At 43.9% G+C, this 7,128-nt stretch carries 10 protein-coding genes and 1 pseudogene; 5 read left to right on the top strand and 6 right to left on the bottom strand.

The window, feature by feature from the left end:
• Together IQR33_RS25205 and IQR33_RS25200 are read right to left on the bottom strand one after the other, a co-directional pair.
• A pseudogene (locus IQR33_RS25205) lies at positions 1-185 on the bottom strand (hypothetical protein); the annotation flags it as partial.
• 249 nt (positions 186-434) lie between these two features.
• Positions 435-701 (bottom strand): DUF333 domain-containing protein, encoded by a 267-nt coding sequence (locus tag IQR33_RS25200; RefSeq protein ID WP_005374023.1) that lies wholly within the window; start codon positions 699-701, stop codon positions 435-437.
• A 277-nt stretch (positions 702-978) separates the two neighbouring features.
• Here IQR33_RS25200 and IQR33_RS25195 point away from each other — a divergent pair, with 277 nt between their 5' ends.
• Entirely contained in the window at positions 979-1,497 is a 519-nt protein-coding gene (locus tag IQR33_RS25195) for an NUDIX hydrolase (protein WP_005374021.1), read from the top strand.
• A gap of 435 nt (positions 1,498-1,932) precedes the next feature.
• On the opposite strand, the gene IQR33_RS25190 is transcribed toward IQR33_RS25195, so the two are convergent.
• The 4 genes from IQR33_RS25190 to flgA form a co-directional block, all read right to left on the bottom strand.
• Entirely contained in the window at positions 1,933-2,679 is a 747-nt protein-coding gene (locus IQR33_RS25190; RefSeq protein ID WP_042523341.1) for a lytic transglycosylase domain-containing protein, read from the bottom strand.
• Complete coding sequence (gene flgN, locus IQR33_RS25185; protein WP_005374018.1) at positions 2,660-3,097, bottom strand: flagellar export chaperone FlgN; 438 nt, start codon at positions 3,095-3,097, stop codon at positions 2,660-2,662. Before flgN ends, IQR33_RS25190 begins: the two co-directional genes overlap by 20 nt.
• A gap of 20 nt (positions 3,098-3,117) precedes the next feature.
• On the bottom strand, positions 3,118-3,399 hold the full coding sequence (gene flgM / locus IQR33_RS25180; RefSeq protein WP_005374016.1) for a flagellar biosynthesis anti-sigma factor FlgM: 282 nt from the start codon (positions 3,397-3,399) through the stop codon (positions 3,118-3,120).
• Between the two features lie 136 nt (positions 3,400-3,535).
• Complete coding sequence (gene flgA, locus IQR33_RS25175; RefSeq protein ID WP_064369423.1) at positions 3,536-4,333, bottom strand: flagellar basal body P-ring formation chaperone FlgA; 798 nt, start codon at positions 4,331-4,333, stop codon at positions 3,536-3,538.
• Between the two features lie 77 nt (positions 4,334-4,410).
• Between flgA and flgB the strand changes: the two genes are divergently transcribed.
• The 4 genes from flgB to flgE are packed head-to-tail and all read left to right on the top strand — an operon-like array spanning position 4,411 to position 7,117.
• Positions 4,411-4,773: a flagellar basal body rod protein FlgB gene (gene flgB, locus IQR33_RS25170; RefSeq protein WP_005374013.1), complete on the top strand. Its 363-nt coding sequence runs from the start codon at positions 4,411-4,413 to the stop codon at positions 4,771-4,773.
• Between the two features lie 2 nt (positions 4,774-4,775).
• The gene (gene flgC / locus IQR33_RS25165) at positions 4,776-5,210 is read left to right on the top strand and encodes a flagellar basal body rod protein FlgC (RefSeq protein WP_005374012.1); all 435 of its coding nucleotides are present in this window, start codon (positions 4,776-4,778) and stop codon (positions 5,208-5,210) included.
• Positions 5,210-5,893: a flagellar hook assembly protein FlgD gene (gene flgD, locus IQR33_RS25160; protein ID WP_005384410.1), complete on the top strand. Its 684-nt coding sequence runs from the start codon at positions 5,210-5,212 to the stop codon at positions 5,891-5,893. The genes flgC and flgD overlap by 1 nt, the downstream gene beginning before the upstream one ends.
• A 27-nt stretch (positions 5,894-5,920) precedes the next feature.
• Positions 5,921-7,117, top strand: coding sequence for a flagellar hook protein FlgE (flgE, locus tag IQR33_RS25155; protein WP_005374010.1), 1,197 nt, complete (start codon positions 5,921-5,923; stop codon positions 7,115-7,117).
• Positions 7,118-7,128: the final 11 nt, after the last annotated feature.

Raw genomic sequence — 7,128 nt, 5'->3', positions numbered from 1 at the left:
ACGGAAAGCTCGCCAAGGCTTGATCCCAACACGACATAATCAAGACGAAGACTAAGGTTAACGAGAATACTTATAGCGACAATCATCAAGGCGTTTAAGCTTGATTTATAAATAATGCGCTTTGATTTTTCAGTAACAACGTTGCTTGGGGCTGACTCGGCTTCTTTTACTATTTGTGTTTTCATCTTGCTCACCTGTCCCAGAAAATGTGGAAGAAATGTGAATTAGTGTGATCTGTGTTTGGAATTTTATTGTCCAAGTGGAAAGTTATGTCAGGGGAATGTCAAGAATAGAACACTGTTCGATATAGGGTCGATGTGCGGTAAAGTCAGAGATATGTAAAAACAACGTAAGAACACTTTGATAAATCAAATAAAAAAGGAGCCCAAAGGCTCCTAAGTGATAGAGGGAAGGTGACGTATCGACAAAAATAATTAGTAGTTGTCACCCTCATTTTCTTTGTGATTCTCGCGATAGTATTCCCATTGCTCGACGCGCTCATTGTCAGACAGCACACAGTAAGTGACACGTTCGCCGTTTTCCGACACGGTATCCAGCTCACCACCTTGCTGAACACAGTATACGGCTGCGGGATTTGCAACGGAGGTATACTCAGTTGATCGGGTCGCTCCCTCGTAAGTTGAACAACCAGCCAGTACCAATGTTGCAGCCATAGCCATCATTAAATTTGTCTTTTTCATTCTTTATCTCCGCATGGGGTGGGCGAGTATTGTATTGATTATAGGCAACTTTAAGAGATTATTGTCTTATCGATGTTAAAAGTAAGAGGGACGTATAAGAATTTAGATATTCTCATTTATTGCTGATTAGCACGTCACACTTCTGTTCTTGGCGTATTGTTGTGAAGGTCATATCAATCACTTCCTGACAAGCGCTCGAACGTACCTGGCCTACAACAATGATTTAAAGTGTGAAATTCGGTAATATGCGCACAAAACATTGACCGTGGTATTTTCGATGAGACATTTAAAATCGACCGTTCATCCAGACATAGAGCATTTGGATGACAAAATTGTTTTTCAGCGCAATGCAGCGCGAGCCATTGTACTTGATGGTGAAGATGTGCTGTTGCTCTATACAGAACGTTACCATGACTACACGCTACCAGGCGGTGGTATTGATGATGGTGAAGATGTCATTGCTGGATTAGTCCGTGAATTAGAGGAAGAAACGGGCGCCCAAAATATACATGGTATTAAGCCTTTCGGAATCTTTGAGGAGTTTCGTCCGTGGTACAAGGATGACGCTGACGTGATGCACATGGTGTCGTATTGTTATACATGTAAAATCGAACGTGAGCTAGGCGAAACGGCGTATGAAGATTACGAAGTTAAAAATGGAATGCGCCCGGTATGGATGAACATACACGAAGCAATTGCACACAATGAAAAAACGATGGCAGAAAGCCCGAAAAAAGGCATGAGCATTGAGCGCGAAACGTTTTTACTTCAGTTGATTTCTAAAGAATTACTATAAACAGCTAGTTTGCATCATTACGACTTAGCTTCTGTTGGCTCTATTGTGGGCAAAGATTTTAGAGCAATAAAAAAGTCCGGACTCCCCCCCGGAACCCGGACTTATTCCAGACGCGCAAGCGAAGCGTCATCTTGATATGTTAGATTTGTTTCGAACTATGAAAACAATAGCTGTTTTACATTTAGTGTGTAAATAATTATTAGGTCTGACCATTGGTTTTCATGTTTTTTTGCAAACGCAATGTGACGCATATCTACCCAATTGCCAAGCGCAATTGGGGCGCTTTTTAGTAAACCACTACTCTTTCTTATCTTTGAGATACCTTACCTCAACTTTTTTGCACACGTTTGCATAGAGATCACGAGTTTTCAAATCCGCCGAACAGGATCTTGTGATTTTACGTTTCTCTGACATTGAGCTCTGTCGTAGCTTTTATCACAAATTAACTAGCGGAGGCAGTCGGCTAAAGTCGACCAGCGGTTGTGAAATCATAGGAGCGTCTGGAGCAAATAAGAGTAAAGGTTGAAATGATGAGGATTGTAACTGACCGATATCTATCAACTTTTCCAATGCATAGAAGCGGCTGACATATTGGCGAGTCTCGTTAGGCAGCGTGAGTTGTTGGAAATCTCGACTTCCTGCTCGCTGAATAGCACGTGCAACACGTCCTTCTCCGGCATTGTATGCAGCTAAAGTGAGAGCCATATTTTGATCGAATTTGTTGTATAAAAACGCCAGGTACTTGAGCGCGGCCGTTGTGCTAGCTTCTGTGTCAAAGCGATCGTCTTGTTTTGTATTTATCGTTAATCCGAAACGTTTCGCTGTGGCTGGTATCAGTTGCCAAAGTCCGGCGGCGTTAGCGTGAGAAACGGCTTTGGGGTTGTAAGAAGATTCTAACATTGGCACTAAGGCTAGGCTATTTGGTAATGAGTGGTTTTGAAGCTGTTTGAAAATGTGGTTAATTACCGGTTTGGATGAATCGAGACGCTTGGCAATTTGTGGTTTGTATGGGGCTAATACTTGATACTGCGTTTGAATATCGACAGCATTTGGTTTTGCCTGGCATGTGAATGGAAGGTAGGACAGAAAGGCAATAAAAATAAAAAGGCCTACAGTACTCAGCCGAGATGGCGACTGAATCTGTAGGCAAGACGAACATCGTTTAGAACGATTTATCTTCATAAGTGTGTTGCACAGGTTGTTTGAGTTGACTGACCAACTCATGGAACGCCGCAGAGCTGTGGCCATTGCTCTGATTGTATTGTTGGCACTGACTTACCAACGTTTCCAATAGCGCCCATTGTTTTCTAGCTTGCATACCTATTTGGGCAGGCAAAGCATTGAAAATTCGTTTTACGCTGGCGTCATTACACGCTAACCCCAGCGCTCGCATACACTGGCTTCTGTCATTGGCGGAGCGGCTGAGTTTATTGAGTATCGGCATTTGTTTCTGAACATTGTCGTTCAGTGCCTCTCCATCAAACTTTAAGTACAATACCTTTTGCTGCTGCAGCAAAGGAAGCAGTTGTTGATAAAGCTTAATATCCTCAGATATAGAGCGAACAAATTGTTGAATTCGCTGCGATACTGCGCTTGCCATGATGTCTTCCTAGCGTTTTATTACTCGTGACCTGTATGGAACTGCATGATTGCCTTGGATAGCACTTTTGTATCTAGGCTAAGTTCACCACGCGCTAATGCGTTGCGTACTTGTTCTACTTTTTCCATATCAACATCAGGTAGTGATGCCATTTCAGCTTGAGCGCGATCTATCGCTACGGTATTCGCTTGAAATGCAGGCTCGTGTACTTTGCTCTGTTCGACGACGTCGACAGGCTGTTTGCTTGCTTGCTGTAATTTTGTTTGTGGGACATGACCGCCCGCGACTTTGTCGATTTTCATGCTGTGGTCCTCATCATCATGTTCTAAATTAAGTAGGCGGTTAGAATGTGATAAACATTAAATATTTTTTTTGTACTCGAAGTTCAGTGTTACTGACGAGAGCCAAAATTAAAAAATGTTACCCCGAGTCAAAAAATCAAAATTGAGTATGAACCTGGTTTAATCCAGTTACGACTGCTCTTATGACCTTGCCCGAACTTGGGTTTTCCACGTCAATTTGTTGCCCTTTCGCTCCATCTTCTAAGGCGACTCCTTTTGTGCTGGCACTAAATCCATTTTTGCTCGCAATGACTATGACTTCATTGCCTTTCTCGATTAGAGGTGGGGCCGACAAATTGGATGGATTAACCACTTGTCCAGCCCTCAAACGACGAGAGGTTTCTAAGCCTACTGCTTGCTCGGGGCGAGTATAAAAATCGTCTTGGCGAGAGATGGTTCGGGTTTCAAGCTTTATGTGTTTAGCCGTTACGACTTCATTTCGGCCAACCGTGGTTGTCGCGACCAAAACAGGCAGAGTCAGCGAAGACTTTATCGTAACGTTAATTCGCCATGGTGATGCGATATTGTCGCAGCTGACTGAGCGCTTGAGGTTACCGACTGGCAACGTGTTGTTGTCACGACCTGTGATAACTAAAGGCGATTGACATTCTGGCAAGTGATTGGCGGAACCGGGCACCCACATGTCGAAGTCCAGTTTGTACTTCCCCCACTGATTGGAGAGCGCTACGCGATCCACCTCTTGTTCGAAATCCGTTGCTACAACGGACCTTATCTCTTCAACGCTTAGGGTTTTGTCATTGGTGTTGGCGAATGCTTGTTCTGATGTCAAAGCGAGTAACGTCAGCATTATTGTTGAGGAAGTGGACACTTTCCTCTTGTTTTTAATGCTTTCCGAGAACCGGAAGTTTGGCTTCCATCCTTGTTTGTAAATCATTGATATATATGGCTATTTTTTATGGCACGTATCTTGTTTGTATGTTGGCGTATTCGAGCCAACTGTAAGGAAGATGCATGGCGATCACATTTGAAAATGCTTTAGGAGTACATCCAGAGGCACTTAATTTTCGCGTTCAGCGTACCAAAGTCCTCGCCAGTAACCTAGCAAATGTTGACACCCCTGGGTATTTGGCGAAAGACCTAAGTTTCACCACCGTAATGAACCAAGTAACGGCAGGTGGTGTGAACAAACCGGTGCCAAAGTTCCAGGTTCAGGCCCAATACTCGGTGCCTTACCAGAATAGCAAAAATGGCAACACCGTAGAGCTTGGTGTTGAACAAGCAAAATTCACGCAAAACAACATGGACTTTCAAACTAGCCTGACGTTTCTCAACATGAAATTTAATGGCTTAGCGAAAGCGATTGAGGGACGTTAATTATGTCATTCACTGATATTTACTCGATCACTGGTTCCGCGATGACAGCACAAACTGTGCGTCTGAATACGGTAGCCAGTAACCTAGCAAACGCAGATGCAGTATCTGCAAATCCAGAAGATGCTTATAAAGCGCTTAAGCCAGTATTTGCGACTGTGTACCAAAAAACGCAAATGACAACAGAAAATGGAGCTTATCCCAATGCAGAAGTTCGCATTGTTGACGTTGTTAAAAATGCTGGAGATGCAGAGAAGCGTTTTGAGCCGAACAACCCACTGGCTAATGATGAAGGCTATGTGTTTTACCCAGATATTGATGTAGTTGCTGAAATGGCAGACATGATGTCCGCAACACGCAGCTTCGAAACGAATGTTGAAGTATTAGCCAATGTAAAAAGTATGCAGCAAGGTCTGCTTAGATTAGGGCAGGGCAGCTAATGAGTATTGCACAATACACCCCTTTATCGTCTGACGCTCCAGTAAATACAAAAGCAAAAGACAGCAACGGTATCTCACCAAACCCTAAAGACATGAACAGCGCTTCTTCATTGGAGAATGAGTTTATTTCTTTGATGGTGGCTCAAATTCAAAACCAAGACCCACTTAATCCCCTTGATGGTACGGAATACGTTGGTCAATTGGCTCAGTTCTCGCAGGTACAAAGTACCGAGAATATGTCTAAGACAATGCAACAGAGCATGGTGTTACTGGACAACATGCAAGTGCTATCAACAGCGGGCCTTGTTGGGCAAACGGTTTACGTCAATGCGGATGAATTTCAGCTTGGTGAAGACGTACAAAACGGAAAAATCGAACTCGCTCATAGCTCAAACCAAGTCACGTTAGTTGTTAAAGATGAATTTGGTCAATCAACTAAAGTGCCACTAGGTGCTCACGGCAAAGGTGACGTCGACTTTTCAATTAATCCTGAAGAACTTGGTCTTAAACCAGGCAAATACTCAGTGGCCGTAGAAGTGCAAGAAGGGCAAGCAAGTCCAAATGTGCTGATGGCAGGCACTGTTGAGCAAGTGCGCATTCCTAATACCGGTGGCGCAGCATTAGTCAATGTCCATGGCGTTGGCAACGTTCCTTTCTATCAAATCACTCAGTTTGGTGCTTAACCAAATACGGAAATCAGAGGTCTATTTATGAGTTTTAACATCGCACTAAGTGGTCTGGACGCGACCAACACAGAGCTAAACACAATCAGTCACAACATTGCCAACGCATCAACGTATGGTTTTAAAGGTGGCCGCACAGAATTCTCCGCTGTATATAACGGCATGCAACCTGGTGGTGTGGAAGTCGCGTCAATTTCACAGAACTTCGACAAAGACGGCAGTATCACAGGAACTGGCCGTGCGATGGACCTAGCTATTAATGGCGGTGGCTTTTTTGTTACTAAAGATAATATGGGTCAAATGTTGTACACACGTTCAGGTGTGTTCTCAACGGATAAGAACAACTTTGTTACGGCTAACAGCGGTGCAAAGCTTCAAGGTTACAGTGTCGATAGCAACAACAACCTAATGACAGGTTCTGTGGGTAATATTCAGGTATCGACTTCCTCACTGAATGCTAAAGCAACAGACAGCTTAGATTTTGTTGCGAACTTCGACGCAAGCGCGTCTGTTATTGATAAAGCCGTAACGCCATTCAATCCAAAAGATCCAAGCTCATTTAACTCGTCTTACACAACAAAAGTCTACGACTCATTGGGTAACTCGCACACGGTAACTCAGTACTTTACTAAGACTGCTTCTAACTCGTGGGAAGTGAACGTTCAAGTAGATGGCGGTACGACGCCAGTAGCAACTGTGCCTGTAACGTTTGGTAAAGACGGCTCGCTTTCAGCACCAACTGCGCCGTTTAATGTTTCATTCCCTGCTGCAGGCGCGAACGCGATGAGTGTAGACATTAACCTGAAAGGCAGCACGCAATTTGGTGCAGCTTTTGGCGTAAGTACTAATAGTCCTAACGGTTACACATCAGGTGAACTTGCAGGTGTACGCGTTGAAGGTAACGGCATGGTTTACGCGACTTACACTAACGGCCAATCACAGCTACAAGGTCAGGTTGTTCTTGCTGATTTTGCAAACACACAAGGCTTAGCGAAAGTGAGTGGAACATCATGGACTCAAAGCTTTAGCTCAGGTGCTCCAATTATGGGTGTTCCGGGTTCAGGTACGATGGGTGACCTAACTCCGGGTGCATTAGAAGGTTCTAACGTTGACTTAACCAGCGAGCTTGTTGCTCTAATGACTGCACAACGCAACTACCAAGCAAACGCAAAGACAATTTCTACCAGCGACAAGCTTACTCAAGCTTTGTTTAACGCGGTGTAATGGGAGTTTTG

The sequence above is a fragment of the Vibrio sp. OPT46 genome, from assembly GCF_015163535.1.
Classification (GTDB): Bacteria; Pseudomonadota; Gammaproteobacteria; order Enterobacterales; family Vibrionaceae; genus Vibrio; species Vibrio alginolyticus.
This window is presented reverse-complemented; position numbering and strand designations above follow the sequence as displayed.

What these genes read in the sequence shown, in the direction of transcription:
- IQR33_RS25200 (WP_005374023.1), bottom strand. Translation starts at nt 701, where the DNA reads ATGAAAAAGACAAATTTAATGATGGCTATGGCTGCAACATTGGTACTG.
- IQR33_RS25195 (WP_005374021.1), top strand. Translation starts at nt 979, where the DNA reads ATGAGACATTTAAAATCGACCGTTCATCCAGACATAGAGCATTTGGAT.
- IQR33_RS25190 (WP_042523341.1), bottom strand. Translation starts at nt 2,679, where the DNA reads ATGAAGATAAATCGTTCTAAACGATGTTCGTCTTGCCTACAGATTCAG.
- flgN (WP_005374018.1), bottom strand. Translation starts at nt 3,097, where the DNA reads ATGGCAAGCGCAGTATCGCAGCGAATTCAACAATTTGTTCGCTCTATA.
- flgM (WP_005374016.1), bottom strand. Translation starts at nt 3,399, where the DNA reads ATGAAAATCGACAAAGTCGCGGGCGGTCATGTCCCACAAACAAAATTA.
- flgA (WP_064369423.1), bottom strand. Translation starts at nt 4,333, where the DNA reads ATGATTTACAAACAAGGATGGAAGCCAAACTTCCGGTTCTCGGAAAGC.
- flgB (WP_005374013.1), top strand. Translation starts at nt 4,411, where the DNA reads ATGGCGATCACATTTGAAAATGCTTTAGGAGTACATCCAGAGGCACTT.
- flgC (WP_005374012.1), top strand. Translation starts at nt 4,776, where the DNA reads ATGTCATTCACTGATATTTACTCGATCACTGGTTCCGCGATGACAGCA.
- flgD (WP_005384410.1), top strand. Translation starts at nt 5,210, where the DNA reads ATGAGTATTGCACAATACACCCCTTTATCGTCTGACGCTCCAGTAAAT.
- flgE (WP_005374010.1), top strand. Translation starts at nt 5,921, where the DNA reads ATGAGTTTTAACATCGCACTAAGTGGTCTGGACGCGACCAACACAGAG.